Source organism: Vibrio sp. CB1-14, assembly GCF_040412085.2.
Classification (GTDB): Bacteria; Pseudomonadota; Gammaproteobacteria; order Enterobacterales; family Vibrionaceae; genus Vibrio; species Vibrio chaetopteri.
Genome location: NZ_CP115920.1, coordinates 1,472,221 through 1,494,684 on the forward strand (window position 1 = coordinate 1,472,221; position 22,464 = coordinate 1,494,684).

At 47.1% G+C, this 22,464-nt stretch carries 21 protein-coding genes; 11 read left to right on the forward strand and 10 right to left on the reverse strand.

Features of this window, described 5'->3' with window-relative positions:
* Position 1: 1 nt before the first annotated feature.
* The 5 genes from PG915_RS06665 (at position 2) to PG915_RS06685 (ending at position 4,844) form a co-directional block, all read left to right on the forward strand.
* Positions 2 to 1,246 carry a carboxynorspermidine synthase gene (locus PG915_RS06665; protein ID WP_353498404.1) on the forward strand — a complete coding sequence of 415 codons (1,245 nt, stop codon included), beginning with the start codon at positions 2 to 4 and terminating at the stop codon, positions 1,244 to 1,246.
* Between the two features lie 195 nt (positions 1,247 to 1,441).
* The gene (nspC, locus tag PG915_RS06670; protein WP_353498405.1) at positions 1,442 to 2,575 is read left to right on the forward strand and encodes a carboxynorspermidine decarboxylase; all 1,134 of its coding nucleotides are present in this window, start codon (positions 1,442 to 1,444) and stop codon (positions 2,573 to 2,575) included.
* Between the two features lie 122 nt (positions 2,576 to 2,697).
* Positions 2,698 to 3,258 (forward strand): DUF1439 domain-containing protein, encoded by a 561-nt coding sequence (locus PG915_RS06675; protein WP_353498406.1) that lies wholly within the window; start codon positions 2,698 to 2,700, stop codon positions 3,256 to 3,258.
* 124 nt (positions 3,259 to 3,382) lie between these two features.
* Positions 3,383 to 3,832: a DUF1499 domain-containing protein gene (locus tag PG915_RS06680; protein ID WP_353498407.1), complete on the forward strand. Its 450-nt coding sequence runs from the start codon at positions 3,383 to 3,385 to the stop codon at positions 3,830 to 3,832.
* 64 nt (positions 3,833 to 3,896) lie between these two features.
* Entirely contained in the window at positions 3,897 to 4,844 is a 948-nt protein-coding gene (locus PG915_RS06685; RefSeq protein WP_353498408.1) for a DUF3179 domain-containing protein, read from the forward strand.
* 65 nt (positions 4,845 to 4,909) lie between these two features.
* Here PG915_RS06685 and PG915_RS06690 read toward each other — a convergent pair whose 3' ends face one another.
* Positions 4,910 to 5,584 (reverse strand): type 1 glutamine amidotransferase domain-containing protein, encoded by a 675-nt coding sequence (locus tag PG915_RS06690; protein WP_353498409.1) that lies wholly within the window; start codon positions 5,582 to 5,584, stop codon positions 4,910 to 4,912.
* Positions 5,585 to 5,717: 133 nt separating this feature from the next.
* On the opposite strand from PG915_RS06690, the gene PG915_RS06695 reads away from it, so the two are divergent.
* Positions 5,718 to 6,602, forward strand: a complete 885-nt coding sequence (locus PG915_RS06695; protein WP_353498410.1) for a LysR family transcriptional regulator — start codon at positions 5,718 to 5,720, stop codon at positions 6,600 to 6,602.
* Positions 6,603 to 6,607: 5 nt separating this feature from the next.
* On the opposite strand, the gene PG915_RS06700 is transcribed toward PG915_RS06695, so the two are convergent.
* Genes PG915_RS06700 through PG915_RS06725 form a run of 6 tightly spaced genes read right to left on the reverse strand, consistent with a single transcriptional unit; the run spans position 6,608 to position 12,459 of the window.
* Complete coding sequence (locus PG915_RS06700; RefSeq protein ID WP_353498411.1) at positions 6,608 to 7,378, reverse strand: LytR/AlgR family response regulator transcription factor; 771 nt, start codon at positions 7,376 to 7,378, stop codon at positions 6,608 to 6,610.
* Positions 7,379 to 7,391: 13 nt separating this feature from the next.
* A complete protein-coding gene (locus PG915_RS06705; protein ID WP_353498412.1) occupies positions 7,392 to 8,429 on the reverse strand; it encodes a sensor histidine kinase in 1,038 nt (345 codons plus the stop codon).
* Positions 8,429 to 9,745, reverse strand: a complete 1,317-nt coding sequence (locus tag PG915_RS06710; protein ID WP_353498413.1) for a hypothetical protein — start codon at positions 9,743 to 9,745, stop codon at positions 8,429 to 8,431. Before PG915_RS06710 ends, PG915_RS06705 begins: the two co-directional genes overlap by 1 nt.
* Complete coding sequence (locus tag PG915_RS06715) at positions 9,742 to 10,527, reverse strand: outer membrane lipoprotein-sorting protein (RefSeq protein WP_353498414.1); 786 nt, start codon at positions 10,525 to 10,527, stop codon at positions 9,742 to 9,744. The genes PG915_RS06710 and PG915_RS06715 overlap by 4 nt, the downstream gene beginning before the upstream one ends.
* Positions 10,520 to 11,758, reverse strand: coding sequence for an ABC transporter permease (locus tag PG915_RS06720; protein WP_353498415.1), 1,239 nt, complete (start codon positions 11,756 to 11,758; stop codon positions 10,520 to 10,522). The genes PG915_RS06715 and PG915_RS06720 overlap by 8 nt, the downstream gene beginning before the upstream one ends.
* The gene (locus tag PG915_RS06725; protein WP_353498416.1) at positions 11,755 to 12,459 is read right to left on the reverse strand and encodes an ABC transporter ATP-binding protein; all 705 of its coding nucleotides are present in this window, start codon (positions 12,457 to 12,459) and stop codon (positions 11,755 to 11,757) included. The genes PG915_RS06720 and PG915_RS06725 overlap by 4 nt, the downstream gene beginning before the upstream one ends.
* 195 nt (positions 12,460 to 12,654) lie before the next feature.
* On the opposite strand from PG915_RS06725, the gene PG915_RS06730 reads away from it, so the two are divergent.
* A complete protein-coding gene (locus PG915_RS06730; RefSeq protein WP_418641559.1) occupies positions 12,655 to 12,882 on the forward strand; it encodes a TIGR02450 family Trp-rich protein in 228 nt (75 codons plus the stop codon).
* A 675-nt stretch (positions 12,883 to 13,557) separates the two neighbouring features.
* On the opposite strand, the gene PG915_RS06735 is transcribed toward PG915_RS06730, so the two are convergent.
* Positions 13,558 to 14,943, reverse strand: a complete 1,386-nt coding sequence (locus PG915_RS06735) for a hypothetical protein (RefSeq protein WP_353498417.1) — start codon at positions 14,941 to 14,943, stop codon at positions 13,558 to 13,560.
* A 207-nt stretch (positions 14,944 to 15,150) separates the two neighbouring features.
* Here PG915_RS06735 and PG915_RS06740 point away from each other — a divergent pair, with 207 nt between their 5' ends.
* Together PG915_RS06740 and PG915_RS06745 are read left to right on the forward strand one after the other, a co-directional pair.
* Entirely contained in the window at positions 15,151 to 15,384 is a 234-nt protein-coding gene (locus PG915_RS06740; RefSeq protein WP_420884618.1) for a BCCT family transporter, read from the forward strand.
* Between the two features lie 504 nt (positions 15,385 to 15,888).
* Entirely contained in the window at positions 15,889 to 17,103 is a 1,215-nt protein-coding gene (locus PG915_RS06745; RefSeq protein ID WP_353498419.1) for a phosphoribosyltransferase family protein, read from the forward strand.
* A gap of 75 nt (positions 17,104 to 17,178) precedes the next feature.
* On the opposite strand, the gene PG915_RS06750 is transcribed toward PG915_RS06745, so the two are convergent.
* The gene (locus PG915_RS06750) at positions 17,179 to 18,108 is read right to left on the reverse strand and encodes a DUF808 domain-containing protein (RefSeq protein ID WP_353498420.1); all 930 of its coding nucleotides are present in this window, start codon (positions 18,106 to 18,108) and stop codon (positions 17,179 to 17,181) included.
* Between the two features lie 65 nt (positions 18,109 to 18,173).
* Positions 18,174 to 18,827 carry a glutathione S-transferase family protein gene (locus tag PG915_RS06755; RefSeq protein WP_353498421.1) on the reverse strand — a complete coding sequence of 218 codons (654 nt, stop codon included), beginning with the start codon at positions 18,825 to 18,827 and terminating at the stop codon, positions 18,174 to 18,176.
* Between the two features lie 107 nt (positions 18,828 to 18,934).
* On the opposite strand from PG915_RS06755, the gene PG915_RS06760 reads away from it, so the two are divergent.
* Entirely contained in the window at positions 18,935 to 19,747 is an 813-nt protein-coding gene (locus PG915_RS06760; protein ID WP_353498422.1) for a LysR family transcriptional regulator, read from the forward strand.
* 266 nt (positions 19,748 to 20,013) lie between these two features.
* The gene (locus PG915_RS06765) at positions 20,014 to 22,461 is read left to right on the forward strand and encodes a DmsA/YnfE/YnfF family dimethyl sulfoxide reductase (RefSeq protein WP_353498423.1); all 2,448 of its coding nucleotides are present in this window, start codon (positions 20,014 to 20,016) and stop codon (positions 22,459 to 22,461) included.
* Positions 22,462 to 22,464: the final 3 nt, after the last annotated feature.

Here is a 22,464-nt window from a genome sequence, read left to right on the forward strand (position 1 = left end):
AATGGCAATTCTACAAATTGGTGCTGGTGGTGTTGGTTGGGTAGTCGCACACAAAGCGGCTCAAAACAACGATGTATTGGGTGATATCACTATCGCTTCACGCACTGTAGCGAAATGCGAAAAAATCATCGAGTCAATCAAGGGCAAAAATAACCTTAAAGATCCAGGTAAAAAGCTGGAAGCGCGTGCCGTTAATGCGGACGACGTTGAAGCGCTTGTTGCTTTGATCAATGAAGTAAAACCGGATCTCGTGATCAACGCTGGCCCTCCTTGGGTGAACATCACCATCATGGAAGCGTGTCTACAAGCGAAGGTGTCTTACCTAGATACATCCGTTGCGGTTGACCTCTGTTCTGAAGGCCAACAAGTACCACAAGCGTACGATTGGCAGTGGGGTTTCCGCGACAAGTTCAAAGAAGCAGGTATCACAGGCATCTTAGGTGCGGGGTTTGATCCAGGTGTAGTAAGTGTTTTTGCGGCATACGCTGTTAAGCACTTGTTCGATGAGATTGATACCATCGATGTGATGGACGTCAACGCAGGTGATCACGGTAAGAAGTTCGCGACAAACTTCGATCCAGAAACCAACATGCTTGAAATCCAAGGTGACTCTTTCTACTGGGAAAACGGTGAGTGGAAACAAGTCGAATGTCACTCTCGCATGCTTGAGTTTGATTTCCCGCTAGTCGGTAAACACAAGGTTTACTCTATGGCGCACGATGAAGTGCGTTCAATGCAAGAGTTTATCCCAGCGAAACGTATTGAGTTTTGGATGGGTTTCGGTGACAGCTACCTAAACTACTTCAACTGCATGCGCGATATCGGCCTACTAAGCCCAGACCCGCTAACACTGCACGACGGTACAGTCGTACAGCCATTGCACGTGCTTAAAGCACTACTGCCAGACCCAACCTCTCTAGCACCGGGCTACACAGGTAAAACGTGTATTGGTACTTGGGTTCAAGGTAAGAAAGACGGTAAAGAGCGTTCAGTCTTTATCTATAACAATGCTGACCACGAAGTGGCGTATGACGACGTTGAACACCAAGCAATTTCTTACACCACGGGTGTTCCGGCTATTACTGCGGCACTTCAGTATTTCCGTGGTAAGTGGGCAGAGGCTGGCGTGTTTAACATGGAACAGCTAGACCCAGATCCGTTCTTGGAGACAATGCCAGAGATTGGCTTGGATTGGCATGTTCAAGAGTTGGAAGTAGGTGCGCCGGATATTCAGGTTTTGAAGTAGGGGTTTAAGAGCACCCCCTCTAGCTCCCCCTTATAAAGGGGGAGAACTACTGGCTCGCTATCGCATCGCTAGTATATTAGGCGACGCGTCAGCGAGCCGTCTGTTCCTCCCCTTTATAAGGGGAGGCTAGGAGGGGTCAATCCACCAACCCAAAAACCTGCTAAAATCCCCCAACCATCACCCGGAACGCAAACCATGAACAAATCCCTACTCAAAACCCCATACTTCATGATCAACGAATCCAAGCTGATCGAAAACCTAGAGAAAGCCAAACACCTCAAAGAGATCTCAGGTGTCAAACTGGTGCTCGCGCTGAAGTGTTTCTCAACATGGGGTGTTTTCGACATCATCAAACCATATCTCGATGGCTCAACCAGCAGTGGTCCGTTCGAAGTAAAACTTGGTCACGAAACCTTTGGTGGTGAAACGCACGCCTACAGTGTGGGATACACCGAAGACGATGTTCGTGAAGTCGCGGATATCTGTGACAAGATGATCTTTAACTCTCAGTCTCAGTTGGCGGCTTACCGTCATATTGTGGAAGGCAAAGCGTCTTTGGGGTTAAGACTTAATCCGGGCGTTAGCTATGCGGGACAAGATCTGGCAAATCCTGCGCGTAAGTATTCTCGTCTTGGCGTGCAAGCTGACCATATTGATACATCTGTATTTGAAAGTATCGATGGCGTCATGTTCCACATGAACTGTGAAAACAAAGATGTGGATGCATTTATTGCTTTACTTGATGCGATTTCAGAGCAGTTTGGTGAGCATCTCAACAAACTCGATTGGGTGAGTATGGGCGGCGGCGTATTCTTTACTTGGCCTGGCTATGATATTGCAAAGCTTGGCGCGACGCTAAAAGCATTTTCTGACAAACACGGTGTTCAGATGTATCTGGAGCCGGGTGAAGCCATCATCACCAAGACTACCGATCTTGTGGTGACTGTGGTGGACATTGTCGAGAATGACAAGAAAACCGCCATTGTTAACTCAGCAACTGAAGCGCACCGTTTGGATACCTTAATCTACGATGAGCCGGCATCCATTTTGGAAGCAAACCCGGAAGGTGAGCATGAGTATGTGATTGGTTCGTGTTCTTGCCTTGCTGGGGATCAGTTCTGTGTGGCTAATTTTGATGAGCCGCTAAAAGTAGGTCAGCAGCTACACATTATGGATAGTGCTGGCTACACCATGGTGAAACTGAACTGGTTTAATGGATTGAAGATGCCATCTATCTACTGTGAGCGCTCTTCAGGCAACATCGAAAAACTTAACGAGTTTGGCTATGAAGACTTCAAGCGTTCACTGTCTCAGTGGTCCGTGAGCTAGTCGTTTAGTGAACATTTGAATGGCACAGGCAAGCACTTAGGGCTTGCCTGTTTTTTTATAAGCCCCTATCTTTTAACAAGATATGCGGTATGCGCTTCACTTTTCTCAAGGAACCTTTTCTGATGAAGAAACCATTCTCTGCCAAGTTATTTGGGCTACTCATAGTGCTGTTAAGTCTGTCTGGGTGCGTTAGCTACAGTATTACTGAGCAAGAGATGACCGATTACCTTAACCAAAACCTCAAGCTTGAACAGGCAGTAGGAATTGAGGATATGCTGTATGCAAAGGTGTCAGTTGATGACTTAAAAGTGAATATTGGACGCAGCGATAAAGACAGAGTTGCAGTGTTCGCCAATACCACAGCCGAACTGCACATGATGAGCCAACCAGAGATTAACTTAGATCTGGATATTGAGTTTAGTGCCATACCGAGCTACAAGAAAGAGACGGGTGAGGTGTTTCTCAAATCGCTTAGACTAGAGCGCTTAGATGAAGATGGCTCTGTGCTAACCCCGGAGATCAGGCAGCTAATCAAGCCCGCTGTCGCGTTGATTGGTAATGCCGTGTCGAGCTATCCGGTGTATCAGCTTGATGAAACCACGGTGAAGCAATCACTGCTTAAATCTTCAAGCCCTGAAGTGAAAGTGGAGAATAATAAACTGGTTATCGATTTTTTTGAGTAAATCGAGGTTTTTGAAGCAGTAAGTGATCTGGTTTGACCAGGATGGACTATTATGGGTAATTTATTCAATTAATTGGAAAAATGGCGCGAGGATACTCTTTCCGCCAACAGCAAAAGGACTCTTCATGATCAGCAAAATTTTCACCACTCTGATACTCGTTCTTATCGGCTACATGTTTTACAAAAATAATAGCATGCCGTCATATCTAGGTGTGGATGATGGTCAGCTAGCTAGAATGCCTTCTACTCCAAATGCGGTTTCTTCACAGACCAAGATTCCAGAAAAGCAGGTGCCACCTATCGCGTTTGACGACTTAGCGACAGCAAAATCTCGCGCATTGGCAGCGCTTAAAACCTTGGGTCGCAATGAAGTTGTTACGGACAATGGCGACTACGTTCATGCAGTGTTTACCACGCCTTTGATGCGCTTTCATGATGATGTAGAGCTGTATTTTGACGCTGACAACGGCGTAATGCACTACCGCTCTCAGTCTCGCACCGGATACAGCGATGCAGGTGTGAACCGTGCGCGCTATGATGAGTTTGTAAAAGCGTTTCAGCAGACTAACGGCTGATTTCTGAAAGCGATTCTCCTCACTGGCGGTCTGATTATTTATCTGCTGCTGTGAGGAGAGCCACATGCGTTCTATTCTTCCTGTACTTTCATTTGTTTTCTTTCTGCTTGCCCCTTCCTTTGGACTTGCGAAATCCCTTAATGGCTTTGAGTTAAACAACGCCACCGTACCTCTGAATTTGATTCAAAGTGGAGGACCGCCTCGGGATGGTATTCCTGCGCTTACTGATCCGAAGTTTGAATTAGGCAAGACCGCAAAAAGCGTAAAGCCACGTGATGTGGTGCTGGGTTTGATGATTAATGGCGAGGCGAAAGCCTACCCGCTGAATATTCTGAACTGGCATGAGATCGTCAATGATACTGTGGGCGGAGAGCGAGTTCTAGTGAGCTACTGCCCACTTTGCGGCAGTGGAGTGGCGTTTAGTAGCAAGCCACAAGGGAATGAAAAGCCTGAGCTAGAGTTTGGTGTGTCGGGTCTGTTGTATAGCTCGGACGTGCTGATGTATGACCGTGAAACCGAGTCGCTTTGGTCACAAATCCATGGTGAAGCAGTTGCAGGGGCGCTGGTTGGCAGCAAACTTAAACAAATCCCAATGTCTCTGTCTCTTTGGTCAAGTTGGCTGCAACGTTACCCTGATACTAAGGTACTGTCGACGGAAACAGGATATCGGCGTGACTACGAGCGCGATCCTTATGCCGGTTATGCTGAGCATCCTAATCTCTATTTTCCCGTGGCGAATCAAGCGCCAAGTCAATACCACCAAAAAGAAATGGTGTTGGGTGTGCTGCTCGGTGATAGTGCCGTTGCTTTTCTATTCAGCGAGTTAGAAAAGCAAGACAAGATGAGTTTTGAGTATTTGCTTGGTAATCACACTTATACCATTCACTGGGATAGTCATAACCAGTCAGCTTGGATAACCGACAAAGACAGACAGACCTTAGCCTCAACTTTGCTATTTTGGTTCGCTTGGTATGCCTTTTATCCTGACACCCAAGTCTTTAGTGCATCTTAAAAATAAGCCCCTAGTACGCATGGGTACTTTTGGGGCTGGTTGTTTATTGCTTTATGTAGCGCACCTTATTCGCTGAGGTTTTCAACTAGTGCTTTACCCACGGCGTGGGCGCTTGTTGGGTTTTGGCCAGTGATCACGCGATCATCAACGATGACCAATTCTTGCCAAGGCTGCACTTTAGTGTAGCGACTGGCAGTACGTGCAAGAGACTCTTCTAGCAAGAATGGAATAGCATCGATAGTACCAAAGTCGACTTCTTCTTCACGAGTAAAACCTGTCACTGACTTAGAGGCCAACAGCTTTTCACCATTGCTCAGTGTGATTGGCAGTAGGGCACCTGGACCGTGACATACCGCAGACACAATGCCACCACTTTCATAGTGTTTCGCTGCAATTGCTGCGAAAGACTCGTCTGTAGCGAGATCAGACAGCAAACCAAAACCACCTGGATAGAAAATAGCGTCGTAGTCTTCTACGTTGACTTGCGAGACTGGAATCGTGTTGTTAATGCGGTTTTGGAAGTCATCGTTTGCCAGCAGTTCGGCATTGACGCTATCACCTTCGATATCTGTGCCATATAGCGGCGCTTGACCACCTTTGATTGAGGCAATGTCATACTCGAACCCCGCGGCTAGGATTTCACTGAGCGCATGGGTTAATTCTGGCGCGTAGGTACCGTTGGCTTGTTCGGTTTCACCTAGCGTTGCGTGATTGGTCACTGGGATCAGTACTTTTTTCATGATTCATTCCTTTTGAGCAGACGGGCTTTTTATTGTACGAATTAATATTAATTGCAAATCAGATGGGTGATAATTGGCGAATTAGGAAAAACATTATTGCTAAATAGCAAAGATAGGCATTGCCGAGGTCATTATGGAGAGCTTTGAAGGGATCAATGAGTTCGTTGCTGTTGCGGAAAGTCACGGTTTCTCGGCTGCGGCCAAGCAGCTTGGTTGCAGCACTAGCCATGTAAGTCGCCAAGTATCGAGATTGGAACAGCGGGTAGGAGTGGCTTTGCTGGCGCGCTCGACCCGAATGGTCAGTTTGACCGATGCCGGACAGGTGTATTACCAGCAATGTAAAGAGCTGGTCATTGGCTTACAGCAAGCAAACGAGCGTTTATCTTCTCAACATATTGAGCTTAGTGGCACGTTGCGCGTTAGCGCCGCTGGTGCATTTGCAGAAAATCATGTCGCGCCTGCTCTTATGGTGTTTGCTAAGCAATATCCAGAACTCACGGTTGAGATGGACTTTAATACCCGTATGGTGAACTTCATCGAAGATGGCGTTGATTTTGCGATTCGCTACGGCCGTTTGAATGACTCTGGGTTAGTGGCAAGAAAGCTGGTGGACAGACCGATGGCCGCCGCCGCAAGTCCGCAGTACTTGTCACAATACGGTGAGCCAACGCACCCCAATCAACTTGCCCAGCATAGCTGCATAATTGCCAATAATGACCATTGGCAGTTTGAGAAAGAAGGTACTCCCATGAGCGCTATTCGAGTCAGCGGTCGTTGGAGAAGCAACAACTCAAACGCATTACTGCAAGCGTGTGAAGAGGGGCTGGGTATCGCCTATTTGCCTCGAAGCAGTTTTGGGGATGCATTATCTACCGGCAAATTAACGCCCGTTCTAGAGCCCTATTGGGGCAAAGGTTCGAGCAGCTGGATTGTTTATCAGAATCGCCGATTTTTGCCCGTAAGAGCAAGAATGGCGATTGATTTTTTAGTGAATTACTTCGCTGATTGGCAAGAATGAGGCAGCTACTTGAAAAGGTGTTGCAAAGCACGGCTGACAGGAAGTTTGCTTCCAGCCACATAAGCGTTCATTTTTCCGGTGAGGTCTTTTTTCACCTTCTCGAGCTTATGAAGATTGATCATCGTTGAGCGGTGAATTTGCCAAAAACAGTCTGGGTCAAGCTGGTTTGATAGCTCTTTGATGCTGCTACGCAGCACATATTCCCGCTTGTCATCGGTGATTAAGGTCACGTACTTATCTTCGGCTTTTAAGTAGGCGATATCGTCGACCGACACCAGATGAATCTCATCCTGCTTACTGGCTTTAAGCCACTTTGAGAACTGTGGTGTTGCATTCAGGGACAGCTTTTCCAAATTGGCCATGAGCGAGCTAAGCTCTGGGGCTGCGCTATGTGAAGACAAGCGCGACTTAGCTTTTTCACATGCATCAATAAGCCTTGTTTCATCAATGGGCTTGAGTAAGTAGTCAATAGCATTGGCTTCAAAAGCACTGACAGCATAGTGATCAAACGCGGTGATAAAGATGATCAGCGGCGCTGGTTTATCGCTGTTTGAAGAACGTTTAGCGACCTCGCGCGCCACATCCAGTCCGGTTTTTCCCGGCATTTGAATATCCAAAAACGCGACATCGATGTATTCCTTTTCGATGGCGGAAAGCGCTTGTTCGCCGTTTTCACATTTCGCAACGACTTCGAGCTCAGGCCAAGCCTCTGCGAGCAGTTTGTCTAGGTGGAATCGGAGCAGCGGTTCGTCGTCAGCAATCAGTGCTTTTATCATAGTTCATCCAACATTATTGAGCGTCGAGCGGTAAAGTAATAGTGGCGGTTACACCACCCTGTGCGTTTTCCGTGATGGTCAGCGTGGCGCGGCCTTGATACATGGCATTGAGCCGTGATTTAGCATTCTTGATCCCAATACCGTGGCCTGCATTGTCGCTGTTGGCTGAGAGGCCTAATCCGTTATCAACGACCTTTATTACGCATTGATTGCCTTTATTTTGTGCCTCAATGGCAATATTGCCTCCTTTGACACTAGGCTCAATACCATGCTTGATAGCATTCTCTACTAGAGGTTGCAGTAGATATGGCGGGATCATCAGATGGCTGGCTTCATCTGAAACATCAAACGTTGCCGTTAGTCTGTCACCTAAACGCGTTTCTTGGATAGCGAGGTAGGCTTCCAATAGTTTCATTTCCGAGGCGATGCTGACATGACTACTGCGGTGGCCTGTCATGCTGGCGCGAAGAAGTGTGGTCAGCTTATCGAGCATTACTTTGGCCTGCTCGGGATTGGCATCAACGAGCACACCAACATTAGCTAAGGTATTGAACAGAAAGTGTGGCTCGATTTGACTTTGCAATTGCTTAAGCTCTGATTCGACTAAGGCTTTTTCTTGTTCTATTTGGTTGCGTTTGCTTTGCTCTAGAGCTTGTTGCAGTCTCATTTTCTGCTCTTGAGCATGAAAAAAGTAGAAGCAGATTGAGGTAAATATAATGCCAAGGAAAAAGATCGGTTTTATGCCGTTCCAAACATCGAATCCCGGATATTTACTCACCCAAAAATAAGCATTTACCGTACCGAGCGCGACAGCTACTGATAGAGTAATGGCGAGTGATAGAGTGCGCTGCTGATTCAGTGTCGGCACAAAACGAGCAAGCGCCCAAGACATGAACACGGCGCTGTAACCATAGCCTAAGCTTATCATCAGGTTTTCGTAATAAGGTGCAGACCAAATGGAAGCGGTGATCACCGCGATTAATGCGCAGAACAGGGTTGTGAGCAATAATGAGCGAGCCCAGCCATTCTCTGCCATTGGAATAGTCATCATTAGAAACGTCCTTTTAGATTAATTAGTATGTTATAGGTATCAGGTAAATTTGCATACACGCTATTCGTTGCCCCGGTCACGAATCGAGCGGCAAGTTCCAGGTTAAAACGGGTGTCTCCTGTATCAACCACATCAAAATCGAGCCACTGAGTAGCGATAATGCCGCCATCCTCAGGCGCTAACATGATATCCAGTCGCGGGTGCATGCTGCGTAGTAGGTCGCTGTCTTTACTCCATTGCCACTGACGCCAGAAAATAGGGTCAAGCCGGCCGTGCAGCATGACGTTGTGCTGTACGATGTTTTGCTGGCTGTAGCCAAGGGCATATGATTGAGAGATGGGGTTAAGTTTCGGGTCATTGATGCTGGCATATTGAAACGCGCTATCCCATTCAGATTGACTCCAAGCTCGCGAGTCATACCAATACTCACCAATCACACTCAGGCCGGATTCGTGCGACCATGTGCTTCCCACTAATACTTGGTTGGCATTGTTTTTCTCGGTGAGTCTAGCTGGTTGATTGGGTGTGATGTCATAGCCTTGATAACGGCGCGAATAAGAAACCGATGCGTGTGCTGACCATGCTTGGTTGAATACATTAACCAGACTCCCCCCAAGCAGTCCCTGACGAACATTGTCGTAATAGCCAATCATTTGCAGCTCAAGGTCGCCAAGTAAGCGGTAGTATTTGCCACCCAGTCCTTGTTGTTCGATAGCGCGGCCATACTCTGAGGTGTCGAGTTGGCTCCAGCTTGAGTCGGTAGCGATGAGCGTCCATTCCGACTCCAATCCATAGTGAGACAGCGCCAGTGTGCCCGCACCTTCTTCTATCTGTATTCCTACTGGATTTCGGCGATAGGGGGTAAAAATGTCCAGCACTCGGTAGCCATAACCAACTCCCCAATCGATACGTGCCTTGCCTATGAGAAAGTCCCATTCCGATTCACCGAGCGTTACGCTGGTCTCGTAAGTCAGCGTAGAGATGACCGCATCGAATTGGCGTTGGTTATGGCCGTTGGGCGCATTGTCATAAAGAGATGTGCTAAGCAGAGCCACATTGGCGCTAACCGAATGAAACTGCGCATTGATATCGAGTAGGGCATTCACTTGCTCGTGGCTGCGATCGCTTTGATCTGGCAAGAATGCACTGTCGCCGCCACCAATGGACTGTAAGTTCACTTGATAGTCGGTTTCAATATCGAGTTCATCCCACGAAGACTCTGTTGCGTTTGCTATGTTTGCGTTTAAAAGAAGAACCAGCGCCGCAGGCACCCAAGCAATACGATTGGGTGCAGCTGAGCTAACTTGGGTTTTCATAGCTCAACTCGCTTGTTTTTAGATAGGTACGCCGGGTTGTAGTACTTATCGGCGAGCTGGTGCGGCGTAACCTGTTGATAGTCGATGACCGTCTTTTTGTCGGTTTGGATTTGGTCGAGTAAGACCATAGTGACTACGCGTCTTTGGCCTTCCCGCTCTCCAGATTCAAACAGCGCCTTTTTGGCCAGTTTGCCAGAAGTGAGGTAGAGGTCGGCACGCACTGGAAAACCGCTTTGCTTTTCGACCCAAAGGTCAATGGACTGATAACTTGCACCCGCTGTTTTTGCCTTTAGAGATAGCTGCAGCGTAGGCTCTGAATCAGCACCGATAATGTCACTTTGCTCTGAGATGATTTCACCCGTGTAATCTTGACTCCAAGTAAGGGTGGAGACATCGCCCACCGACGCATCACCCAACAGCTTTTGCATCGGTGTGATGCGGATTGGCCTGCGACTTTTCGGCATGACTAACCAGTAATTATCACCAAGCATCAACATCTTTTGACCTTGCTCGACTTTGGACTTAAACAGCACCAAAGATTCGCGTTCTGGCCTCAGATACACTTCATACTGGCGAGTCTTATCCAGCTCGCCATCTTGATACAACGCTACTTGGGTGACAACTTTAGAAGCGGCGTCCTCTAGGCGGTAGTCATCGGCGATCGAAAGTATCTCAGCAGCGCTGGTATCTTTAGATATAGTGATTGCTTGCGCTTGCCAGCTGGCGCAGATTGTGACTAGTGATGCTATTAATAGCGGCTGTTTTCGAATCCAATTAAACATAAGCAAGTGCCTCCGTAATAGGTCGTTTGGTGCCTTTGCGTGCGGAAATAAAGGCGGCAAACACGCAGATGATGATGACAGCGATGCCTGCGGAGGTAGCAACGTTCAGTGAGAACACCAGCTCCAGTGGATAGCCTTCGCTTCGTCCAGGTGGAGGTGGCATTTGAATGTTGGCAACTTGAAGGAACAGGGTTGTGAACCAGGCAAACAGGGCGCCCGCAACGCTGCCAATTATTCCGATGAGTATCGACTCACGGACAAACATCGCGATGATTTCTCGTGGGTAACTGCCCATCGCCGACAAAGCGCCAATTTCGCGGGTACGTTCAGAAACGGTCATCGACATAGTGTTAAACAGCGCCACAAATACCACTAGACCAAGCACGATACCGAGGACACCAAAGATGCCGTTGTAAAGGCCGCGAACCTTGTTGTAGAAAAACGCGCGCTCGTACCATGGGGTGAGTTGCAAGTTTGAAAATGCAGGATCGCTGTTGAGTGCTTTTGTCACTGCCATTGAGGCGGAGTCTGTCAGTTTGGTGTCGTCTAGGTAGATAGATACGGCGCTGACTTTGTCACTGGCGAGTAGTGACTGTGCACTCGATAGGCGAACATGAATCTGGCGTTTATCAAGTTCAGGAACGCCAGTGCTGTAGGTGCCCACAACTTGGAAATCCATCGCATTGAGCACACCATCGGTTGTCGTGGCAAGCAACGTTACCCAGTCCCCAACGCGAACGGACAGGTTATTGGCCAGTTCATTGGCAATCATAATGCCGTCTTCGCTGGACTCGGTAAGTGCGCTGCCGGTTTGCAAACCGATGAAATCTTCACGCAGAACAAACTCACTGGGCTCAACACCATTGCCGACAAAAATAGAGGATTTTCGACCATTGGAAATCAAACCAGAGAAATAGATCCTAGGTTGAATGCCCTTAGTTTCGAGCGTTTGGCTAAGTAGTCCGTTAAGCGTTTGATACTGAGCGATACCATTTTGCAGTGGCATCTCTTCTTCACGCTCAAAGTAGCCAGGCTGGCTTAAGGTGATGTGGCCAACATCATTCGCTGTGGAGCGCTCGAGTGATTGATAGGTAAACAACCCAAAACCGGCAGCGGCAGTGAGCGCAAAGATGGCAATTGCAACGATGATCAATGACAACAGTGTGCGGCGCTTGTTTCTAACCAGATATAGGCTCGCGGCTTTAAAGCCCTGTAGTTGTGATGAAATCATGCGATCTCCTTACTTAGCACAATCGGCTGATGTTGTGGCATGGAAGAAAGCGTGCCGTCGACCAGTTCAATGGTGCGGTCACAGCGGCTGGACATACGACTGTCATGCGTGGCGACGATGAAAGTCGTGCCTTGCTCATGACTAAGCTGTTTCATTAACTCAACGATTTGCCCTGCAGATTTGCTGTCTAAGCTGGCGGTTGGCTCATCGGCTATGACCAATTGCGGGCTGTGAATCAAAGCTCTAGCGATGGCAACACGTTGCTGCTGGCCGCCGGAAAGGTGGTCGGGACGATGGTGTTTGACCTCTCCAAGTCCCACACGCTCCAGCCATTGCTCGGCAATTTGCATACGCTCTTGATAAGAGGTTTTGTTGAGCATGAGCGGATAGGCGACATTTTCGAGAGCCGTCATTACTGGAATTAGGTTAAAGCGCTGGAACACGAAGCCAATATTTTCACGGCGGAAACGGGTTAATGCCTTGCCGTCTTTGCTCATGGTGTTACCTGCGAAAGAAATCTCACCATCATAATCAGTGTCGAGTAGCCCTAAGATATTGAGCAGAGTACTTTTCCCTGACCCCGACGGCCCACACAAGGCAACGATCTCGCCAGTCTGAATCGTGCCAGAAATGTGTTTGAGCGCTTCTACATGATTTGCACCCATGATGTAGCGTTTATGTAGTTGATGGAACGTAATCATATCGACTCCTTGCGATACTTTTCGATTGGTGTGTGTTCAATTTACTGAGTCGGACAGGGCATCGCTTCGTGATGCGACAAATGGTGATTTTTGGAGATAAACGGTTAGTGATGGAGATAAATGGTTCTCAAAGAATGATCGAATTGTCAGGGGCTACGTTGAAAGAGAAGAGATTCACAATGGGTATTGATAAGCATGAATTCGACAATAAATAAGTTTAATCCCAACAAGTTACTGAACAGCAAGTGGACAGCAGTGACACCGAAACAGAAAGAGAAGCACTTCATTGTGGTTGAAGTAGAGCGCGATGAAGAGGGCATTGTGATTGGTTGTCAGTTAGAGGCGATTATGTCGAAGCGAGTGATAGAGATGGATTGGTGTGAGTTGAAGGATAGGGAGAGTTGGTTGCAGGGGTGGAAGTGAGGGGCGTGTTTATCTACCTTCGGACTAGATACTATCCCCCACGTTTAGTTAGCGTCATTCCTGCGCAGGCAGGAATCTAACCGCAGCGGGTATTGACTCGCCTTTTAACCTTGAAAGCTGAGTTGACCGACGTTGTTACACCAGTAGGTATTGATCTGTTGCTAATGCTCGCTTTTCCGTAACGCATTTATGCCCCATTCCGTTTTGGCAACTAGGAAGGATCTCTTCTCAGTTGCTTTCCAATCCACAAGTATTCCTCGCAGTTGAACAGTTGCCAAATTTGCAACAGTTGCCTGAGTTGTGAAATCGTTCAGTTGTTGCAGATTATGCAACAACTTCCGCCTGATCCAATTGTGCAACAGCTTGTTGCACAAATCAGCCTTAGGTACTTCCCAAAAACATGTTGAGATAGCAGTAGGTCTTCGTAAGACTAATTTGGTCAACAGGATGTTGGACAAACTCTAGTGTTCAATTATGCAAGAGGGTCTTGCACAATTGCGAAACAAGTTGTTTCGTAAATCATCTCTGCCCCTTTATGTTTTAGTTAAATCTATCAATAGCATAAGTGGAAGAGTGAAACGGTCTACTTTTTCTCATCCGCCAGTGTCGAAAACTCTACCGTCCGCACATAGTGCGGACGGTAGATATGACCTAAAGGCTGTTAGGTTTGGGTAATTATGCTTGTTCCCAATGTTTCAGCAGGTTTTGCGCTAACTGTTCATCTTGGATGAAAACAGAGAAATTAGTATCACGAACTTCATCGTCTACCACTATAAACAGTGATGGATTGTCGACTACTTTGCTGAAGTGATAAACCACATTATCATCGTTTAGAATGACTAGTGTTAAACGCTGTGGGGAAGTCTGTTCGAGTTTCCAAGAGTGTGATATACCATCAACTTCAACCAAACCGATGTTCTCCTCTCTATTGAAGTTAATGAAAGTATAGTGCGACAGCCTAACGTCAGAGTCTGTTTCATCTCTAGCAACATCGAGCAAACGGGTAAACGTGCGTCCAGTAAGCTCATCTGCATCAAAGCTGAGGCGGTTGTCATAATCCGTAATATCAGTTGTGGTGTAAAAGTTAATAATTTTGGGTGCACTTAAGTCACCCCAATTCAAATCGGGATAAACTAATAGACTTAACTCGTTCGTCAAATACAAGTATTCTGCAGAGTGTGAACCGAAGTCGCCATTAAAAATCTCCATTCGGTTTTGCTCTACTTTATAAGGGTCACAGAATTCGTCATCCCCCCAAGTAATGTCGCAAACTTCGGTCTCATTGAAATACGATGTCATAATACCAGTCTGATTTTGTTGTGGATTATGAAGCGAACCCTCGTACCAAAATGTTGACCCTGGCTCACCGATTAAATGATCTTGTAAATCAGAAATTACTGTTTCTCGTTCGATAATATCCCCACGCACAACAAAGTCTACTTTATCCAATTCTTGTGGTTTTTGGATTGAATCACGGAATTCGTCTATTGCCGCTGTTAGATGTTGTGCGAGTTCAAGAGTTGTGTAGTCTACAGAGCCAAGGTCTTCTGTTAGCTCTAAAGCAACGCCACGCGCAGCAGCGTGTGAGCGATAAGCCTCTTGATTCATCTCTGATTCTTTTAAGGCAATATAGTCTCCTGCAATTACAGAAGGCTCAAGGTTTAGTGCAAGGGCAACGTCAGGTACCTCCATATTGTTTTGAAGCGCTAAAGTAGTAAAAGGCGTAATGTATTCAGACCCCGCTGGTGCAGTCATAGAGTATGAGTGTGTGCTATAACCAACGCGGTCTTTATCTTGGCTCATACCCGCAGTCACGGTAGCGATTAATGGGTAATCAAGATGATTTTGGGCAATGCTGATTTCGCCATTTGCATTAGTTTTACCCAGCACTTTGTTACATTCGCCATCAAAACTTGTGTCTATACATACTGTAGCCGACTGTAAGTAGCCATCGATGACTTTAATTGTTTTAGTTGAAGGTGGTGTTTCATTGTTACCCCCACCACAACCGTATAAGGAAGCCGCTAAGAATAGACTGATCGTTGGTTTAGTTAGTTTCATTTTACTTTCCGTTGTTAGTAAGGATTGCTAGTATAATCAGCTCGTTATGTAGCAACAGAGTTCGAGAGTGAAACATGTGTAACGTTATGAAAGGTATGTAATTATTAGTGGTTAAGTGTCATTGATATGTTGTTCATTTAACCCAGCATAGTAACTTTACATATTATCGACCTCGTTCATGCTTAGGATGACATACCGAACAGCAAGCTGACTTTTCAATTGATAGTTAACTTGATCACTGTTCTAGTTCTCGCAAGATTAACGCCGCCTATAACGACTTTTGGTTCGGGTACACTTGTTATCAATACACTGATATCAAAGGATGAAGATAATGCTTCGATTTCACAACACATTGGCTGGGTAATTGCAATTTTTGATATCACTAGCTTGTTATTAATGAGTGGAGGCATGACCGCTATTCAATATATCTGCATCATATAGATTGGATACCAAGTTAAGCACCTTTCCATACCGCGAACTAATCCGAAAAGAGAGAGTGCTCCGAAGAGCGTAACTCAGAATTGTCCAAAAAAGAGCTAGATACCCTGTAAGGCATGTGTGATCACCAAGCGATTCTGTCGTACAAAGAACTCCTTAAACACCTGGTGTGCGCGTTGAGTAGATTCCGCATCAAGTGCGGAATGACGAAGCCTTTAGCGGTAGTTGCAAAGGTATAGCTATGAATGAAAGAGTCTCTCGTAGTATGACTGTCATTGGTTCACTTAGAGACCGATTATTCGCTTTGAAAGATCCGCACGTGAGTAAGGGCGACGGATGCTTAAGTTAGTTCACAGCAATCGAAGTAAGAGTGCTTTGTACAAAGGTCACTTAGCATTCCAACTCGCACTTACCATTAATTACCCTTTCCCCCTGCCGTTTTGCTCCCTTTCCCGCTAGAATACCCTAATCACAACCCACTCACTTTCCGAATCAATAAGGATTGCCATGAGCAGCCAAAACGCACTATCTAGCGATATAGTGATTGTCAGTAACTCTTCCGATAACCCGTTTGCCATTGATGTCGCTTATGCGATGGGGCAGCATGAGGACATCTCTGATGTCATCAGTATGAAGCACTTCATGAATACCGAATTTTGCCCGCGCTTTATCTCCGATGAAGATGACATGGACAATATCGGCAATAGCTTAGAAGGTAAGACGGTCGTTATCGTCAGCACTGGGAATCTTGTGACCAGTCGTCAAGAGCTAGCGATGCACAACTTTATTATTGCGCGTGCTGCCAAAGAAAACGGTGCGAGTCGTGTGGTGCTGGTGGAGCCAGACCTGTTCTTTTCTGCGCAAGATCGTGGTGCGCGTCCGGAGCTTGGTGATACGGGCGGTGAACGTTCTGTGTCGGATATCAAGAAGTTTGATGGTCAGCCGTTTACCGCACAGCTTTATGCGCAGTTGTTGAAGCTGTCTGGCGTTGATGATGTAGTGACGGTACACAATCACTCAGACTCAGTGCAAAAGATGTTTGGCGATGTGTTTGGTGGCCGCTTCTATAATCTCATTCCTTATCAGATTTACGCGCATTACCTGCTCAATTCTAATATGTTGAACTACGGCCCAGATGGCGAAGGTTTGGTACTTTGTGCGCCAGACAAGGGGGCACGTGATTTCGTTAAAGAGATGTACAACCGAATTGGTTTGAGCAAAGCCAAATTCATCATGTTGGATAAAGAGCGCACCGCTGAACGTAAAGTTGAAATCACTCTACACAAAGAGAGTGAAGACACGTTCGAAGGTTTGGAAAAGTCGAGCATCGTACTCTTCGACGACATGGTTCGTACTGGGTCAACCGTGGTGAAATCGTGCCAGTTCCTGCAGCAGCTTAAACCTGAGAACATGGTGTTTACCGTCTCTCACTTCTACGCGAGCACCGAAGGTCGTGAGCGTATGTCGCACCCTGCATTGGGCGAGATTCTGACGCTGAATACCATGCCGACCATTCTTAACCGTGACGAACAAGGTCGCCTGCGTAAGAAGATGGTGGTACTGAAGATTGAGAAGTACTTGGCGCAGGAGCTAAGCAAAATCTTAGATATTCCGCAGCGTTTGGAAGAAGAAAATCCATATAAGATCGACATGTCTTCTAAAAACCCGCGTTTCCAGCGCAAGATTTGGTTCTCTGATCAGCTGTCTGAGCTGAAAGGCTAATTCAAGCACCATATTGATAGTCCAACTTTGGGCTGGCAACTTAGTAACGGCACATTCCCATAAAGAGTGTGTCGTTTATTTGTTTTTGAATGCCACAAAACCTTGGTGAAGGGCAAAGCACACTGCGCCGAGAACGGCACCGCTTGCGAGATGAATCATACTCGCGCCGATGCTCTCCCAGAATAGATCTAGGCTAGGAATATGATTAAATGTGTCCGCTTGAGCGGCGCTTAAGTGTTCCAGCCAGGGCAGGGCGTGGGCGATAATACCACCGCCAACTAGGAACATGGCGATAGTGCCAACAATACCCAGCGCTTTCATTAACCACGGAGCAAACTGTAGCAGACCCATGCCAAGCTTTTGTTTTATCGAACTCTTGTTGGGGTTGTTATTGATAAGCCATAGCCCTGCATCATCAAGTTTGACGATGATCGCTACCAAACCGTAAACACCTGCGGTGACTAATACCGCTACCACACTTAAGCCTATCGCTTGCATGGTAAGGGACTGCGCCATCATAGTACCCAGCGCAATGACCACAATTTCAGCAGAGAGAATAAAGTCGGTGCGAACGGCGCCTTTCACCTTTTGTTTTTCGTAATCGGCGAGTTCTTCTTCGCTCATGGCTAGAGCTGGATGATTACTGGTTGCTGTTGACGTTTCGCCGCGATGGCTCCACCAATGGTGCACCTTTTCAAAGCCTTCATAGCAGAGAAAGGCGCCACCAAGAGTAAGAAGGGGTGTTATTAGCCAAGGGGCAACCAAGCTAATCAAAAGTGCAGCGGGGACTAAAATGACTTTATTAAGCAGGGAGCCCTTTGCTACTGCCCACACTACCGGCAGCTCTCGCTCGGTAGAGACGCCGCTGACTTGCTCTGCGTTCACCGCTAGATCGTCACCGAGCACACCAGCGGTCTTCTTAACCGCAACTTTGGACATGACCGCCACATCGTCCATCAGTACGGCAATATCGTCAATCAGAGTCAGTAAACTTGCGCCAGCCATGAAGAGGTTCCTTTAAGTAGTATTTACCTGTTTTACCATGGCTTTATTGTAGTTGATGTTAAGCGCTAGGCGCAGACTTCTTCGCCAGCTTCATCTTCTATCACGATGTCCGTCTCAGAGCTTGCCTCTGCAAGCCATCGCAAAATGGCGCCACTGGAGAGGACTTTTTCTTGATAGTGCTTTGCAGGTTCAGATAGCTCAATACCATAGGTTCTAAATCTGAGTGCGACGGGAGCATACATAGCGTCAGCAATGGACCAGTCGCCAAATAGCCATTGTTCTCGATACTGGCTCATTTGCTCTGACCATAAATCATCGATTCGTTTGATATCCGCACGGGCCGCTTGGCTTAATTCAACCTTGCGACGAGCGCGGCAGTTCATTGGTAGCTCATTACGAAGCGCCATAAAACCTGAGTGCATTTCACTGACTACGGCACGTGCTTTGGCGCGCTCTATGATAGACCCTGGCCAGCAGCGACCATCAAGATATCGCTCGTTGACATATTCCATGATGGCGAGTGAATCCCAAGTGGTAATGTCGGAGTCGACTAGGGTAGGCACTTTGGCTGTTGGTGTTACTTCGGCAAGTGTTTGATAAAACTCGGGAGTGAATAGAGTGAGCTTTTCCACTTCCACGTTTATATTGTTTTGAGCAAAGATAAGCCAGGCTCGTAGTGACCAACTCGAGTAGTTTTGGTTTGCAATATACAGTTTCATGTCGCCTCCTTTCTTGGTTTGATTTTCATCATAATCAATGGTTTGATGGGTGACTAACGCATAGTTTTAATGAGTGCCATCAATGGAATCGATGGGTGGAGAGGGTTATGGATATTGAAGCGCTACGCAGCTATTTGACGTTTTCGGAAACGGGCAGTTTCACTCGGGCGGCGAAACAGATCAATCGAACGCAGTCTGCGTTTAGCGCCCAGATGAAGAAGTTAGAAAGTGAAGCGGGGACGCCACTGTTTGAGCGTCAGGGGCGTAATATGATGCTCACAGAAGCAGGGCTAGCGCTAAAAGCACATGCGGAGCAAATCTTGGCGCTGCATGATAAAGCGTTGCATCAAGTTCAGAAGTATCAAAATAAAACCTCACTGAGGCTCGGCTGCCCCGAAGATTACAATGAAACCATTCTTCCAAAAGTGATCAGTGCCATCACTCAAACGGAGCCGACTTGTTCAGTTCAAGTTTACTCTCAACCCAGTGTCGTTCTAAGAGAGTGGCTCGATGAAGGGAAAATCGACGCAGCGATAGTGACAAGAGCACCAGACAGTGAAGAGGGTTATTGGCTTGAGTCCGATCGCGGAGTGTGGATTGCTGCTGAGGATTTTAATGTCTCTCAAAGGCCGCTGCCTTTGGTGCTGTTTCAAACCGACTGTAAATACCATGCTGCTGCTATTGATATTTTGGCGAAACGCAGTGTTAGCCATCAACTCATCGCATGCTGCAATACGGCATCCGCCCAACGGTCGTTGGTCTCTGCAGGGCTTGGCGTCGGGGCGATGGGGCAACTGAGCGTCAACAAGGATGTGGTCATTATAGATAATATGCCGCCACTGCCTAATGTCGACATAGTGCTGCTCACAGGAGCCACTGCGCACCCTCTGATAACACAGTTATTTATTGCTGAAATTTAGCTCTGTTTAGGGGAGATAGATGGATATGTAATACGATTTGTTCGTATTACATATCTAGAATAATTATCAATATATTCTGTGGTTAAACGTAAATGTTATAATTTATTTGTTTTTATAAACGTCTGTTCTAAAAATATTCTACCAAATGAAAAGTTTTTGTCAGAAATTACCTATTAAGTAGTAGAGTTGATTTTCGTCAATTGTTTCCAGTTTTTTCGTTTGTAACATGCTTGTGATGATGCATAACTATGACTGAGCATGTCTATATGAATAATAAACTGAAGCAATTACTGACGCCGTCGTTGACGCGTCGAGGGTTCATTAAATCCTCGTCGGCCATCGGTGGTCTCGCGGCAGCGACCAGTGCCATCTCTCTCCCCTTCAAATCTGCACACGCAGAAACCCAATCAGCACCAAGTGATGAAAAGGTTGTTTGGAGCGCTTGTACAGTTAACTGTGGTAGCCGATGCCCACTGCGCATGCACGTAGTCGATGGCGAGATCAAATGGGTCGACGCCGATAACACCGGTACCGATGATTACGTGAACAAAGATGTGCAAGTGCGCGCGTGTTTACGTGGTCGTTCAATGCGTCGCCGTGTCTACAATCCGGATCGCCTGAAATACCCAATGAAACGCATTGGTGAGCGCGGTGAAGGTAAGTTTAAGCGCATCTCTTGGGATGAAGCATACACGGAGATCGTCAATAGCCTAGATCACATCAAAAAAGAATACGGCAATGAAGCGATCTACTTGAACTATGGTACGGGTACGCTCGGCGGCACGGTTACTAAGTCTTGGCCTCCAGGTAAGTCTTTGATTGCTCGTTTGATGAATCTAACCGGCGGTTATTTGAACCACTATGGTGACTATTCGACAGCACAGATTGCTAAAGGTTTGAGCTACACCTACGGTGGTTGGGCGAATGGTAACTCCTTCTCAGATACAGAAAATAGTAAGCTGATTGTTCAGTTTGGTAATAACCCGGCTGAAACGCGCATGTCTGGCGGCGGTTTGATCCACCACTTAATTGAGAGCAAAGCGAAATCGAACGCGCGCATGATCATGATTGATCCGCGTTACAACGATACAGCAGCTGGCCACGAAGATCAGTGGATCCCAATTAAACCAGGTACGGATGCGGCATTTATTGCTGCGATGGCGCACGTGATGATCAAAGAAGACTTGGTTGACCAAGCGTTCCTAGACAAATACTGCGTCGGCTACGACGAGAAGACCCTGCCAGCGTCGGCACCAGCCAACAGTGACTACAAGTCATACATTCTTGGCCTTGGTGAAGATGGCATCGAGAAGACGCCTGAATGGGCTGCACCGATTACCGGTATTCCTGTCGATATCATTATTCAGACGGCTCGCGAAATCGGTTCAACCAAACCGTGTGCCATCTATCAAGGTTGGGGTCTGCAACGTACTCAAAACGGTGAGATTGCCTCTCGTGCTATCGCTATGTTGGCGCTGTTAACGGGCAATTTAGGTATTCATGGTGGCGGCTCTGGCGCTCGTGAGTCGGATTACAACATTCCGTTTGTTCGTTTCCCGACCCTTGAAAACCCTATTCAAACGTCTATCTCTATGTTCCTTTGGACAGATGCGATCGTGCGTGGCCCAGAAATGACGGCAACTCGCGACGGGGTGCGCGGTAAAGATAAGCTTGATGTGCCAATTAAGTTCATCTGGAACTACGCAGGTAACTGCATCATCAACCAGCACTCTGATATCAACCGTACCCACGACATCCTACAAGATGACAAAGCGTGTGAGATGATTGTGGTGATTGACAACCATATGACGTCTTCGGCTAAATATGCGGACATCATCCTACCAGACCTGACCACGTCAGAGCAGGCGGATTTCTGTATGGATGGTAAAGCGGCGAACATGCCTTACTTCATCTTTGCAGACAAAGCGATTGAGCCTCAGTTCGAAGCACGCAGCATCTACCAAATCTGTTCGGATCTTGCTGAGCGTATGGGTGTAGGTAAAGAGTTTACCGAAGGTCGCGATCAAGAAGGTTGGCTGCGTCATCTGTATGCTGAAACCTTGAAGCTAGACTCAACACTTCCGGATTTTGAAACGGTTCGCAAGCAAGGCATCGTTAAGCGCAGTGACCCGAATGGACACTATGTGGCTTACCAAGCATTCCGTGAAGATCCAGAGAACAATCCACTGACGACTCCGTCTGGCAAGGTTGAGATTTATTCTGAAGAACTAGCAAGACTAGCAGCGGAGTGGGAACTGCCAGAAGGTGATGTGATTCACCCGCTACCGATTTATGTGAGTACTTCTGAAGGCTGGGACTCGCCTCTACGTAACAAGTACCCGCTTCAATTGACCGGTTTCCACTTTAAAGCTCGCTGTCACTCAACTTACGGCAACGTTGATGTGCTTAAGCAAGCGGCTCAGCAAGAGATGTGGATCAACCCAATGGATGCAGAGCGTCGTGGAATCAAGAATGGCGATCGCATCAAGATCTATAACGACCGTGGTGAAGTTTGCATCAATGCGAAAGTGACGCCTCGAATGATGCCTGGTGTTGTGGCATTGGGCGAGGGCGCTTGGTACGCACCAGATGGCAATAAGGTGGACCACAATGGTTCAATCAACGTGTTGACGTCTCAAAAGCCAAGTCCATTGGCGAAGGGCAACCCGCAACACACCAACCTTGTCGAAGTTCAACTGGTTAAGAAGGCGTAAGGA

What these genes read in the sequence shown, in the direction of transcription:
- PG915_RS06715 (WP_353498414.1), bottom strand. Translation starts at nt 10,527, where the DNA reads ATGTTTAATTGGATTCGAAAACAGCCGCTATTAATAGCATCACTAGTC.
- PG915_RS06730 (WP_418641559.1), top strand. Translation starts at nt 12,655, where the DNA reads ATGAATTCGACAATAAATAAGTTTAATCCCAACAAGTTACTGAACAGC.
- PG915_RS06720 (WP_353498415.1), bottom strand. Translation starts at nt 11,758, where the DNA reads ATGATTTCATCACAACTACAGGGCTTTAAAGCCGCGAGCCTATATCTG.
- PG915_RS06665 (WP_353498404.1), top strand. Translation starts at nt 2, where the DNA reads ATGGCAATTCTACAAATTGGTGCTGGTGGTGTTGGTTGGGTAGTCGCA.
- nspC (WP_353498405.1), top strand. Translation starts at nt 1,442, where the DNA reads ATGAACAAATCCCTACTCAAAACCCCATACTTCATGATCAACGAATCC.
- PG915_RS06710 (WP_353498413.1), bottom strand. Translation starts at nt 9,745, where the DNA reads ATGAAAACCCAAGTTAGCTCAGCTGCACCCAATCGTATTGCTTGGGTG.
- PG915_RS06695 (WP_353498410.1), top strand. Translation starts at nt 5,718, where the DNA reads ATGGAGAGCTTTGAAGGGATCAATGAGTTCGTTGCTGTTGCGGAAAGT.
- PG915_RS06765 (WP_353498423.1), top strand. Translation starts at nt 20,014, where the DNA reads ATGAATAATAAACTGAAGCAATTACTGACGCCGTCGTTGACGCGTCGA.
- PG915_RS06755 (WP_353498421.1), bottom strand. Translation starts at nt 18,827, where the DNA reads ATGAAACTGTATATTGCAAACCAAAACTACTCGAGTTGGTCACTACGA.
- PG915_RS06725 (WP_353498416.1), bottom strand. Translation starts at nt 12,459, where the DNA reads ATGATTACGTTCCATCAACTACATAAACGCTACATCATGGGTGCAAAT.
- PG915_RS06750 (WP_353498420.1), bottom strand. Translation starts at nt 18,108, where the DNA reads ATGGCTGGCGCAAGTTTACTGACTCTGATTGACGATATTGCCGTACTG.
- PG915_RS06685 (WP_353498408.1), top strand. Translation starts at nt 3,897, where the DNA reads ATGCGTTCTATTCTTCCTGTACTTTCATTTGTTTTCTTTCTGCTTGCC.
- PG915_RS06700 (WP_353498411.1), bottom strand. Translation starts at nt 7,378, where the DNA reads ATGATAAAAGCACTGATTGCTGACGACGAACCGCTGCTCCGATTCCAC.
- PG915_RS06745 (WP_353498419.1), top strand. Translation starts at nt 15,889, where the DNA reads ATGAGCAGCCAAAACGCACTATCTAGCGATATAGTGATTGTCAGTAAC.
- PG915_RS06705 (WP_353498412.1), bottom strand. Translation starts at nt 8,429, where the DNA reads ATGATGACTATTCCAATGGCAGAGAATGGCTGGGCTCGCTCATTATTG.
- PG915_RS06735 (WP_353498417.1), bottom strand. Translation starts at nt 14,943, where the DNA reads ATGAAACTAACTAAACCAACGATCAGTCTATTCTTAGCGGCTTCCTTA.
- PG915_RS06680 (WP_353498407.1), top strand. Translation starts at nt 3,383, where the DNA reads ATGATCAGCAAAATTTTCACCACTCTGATACTCGTTCTTATCGGCTAC.
- PG915_RS06675 (WP_353498406.1), top strand. Translation starts at nt 2,698, where the DNA reads ATGAAGAAACCATTCTCTGCCAAGTTATTTGGGCTACTCATAGTGCTG.
- PG915_RS06690 (WP_353498409.1), bottom strand. Translation starts at nt 5,584, where the DNA reads ATGAAAAAAGTACTGATCCCAGTGACCAATCACGCAACGCTAGGTGAA.
- PG915_RS06760 (WP_353498422.1), top strand. Translation starts at nt 18,935, where the DNA reads ATGGATATTGAAGCGCTACGCAGCTATTTGACGTTTTCGGAAACGGGC.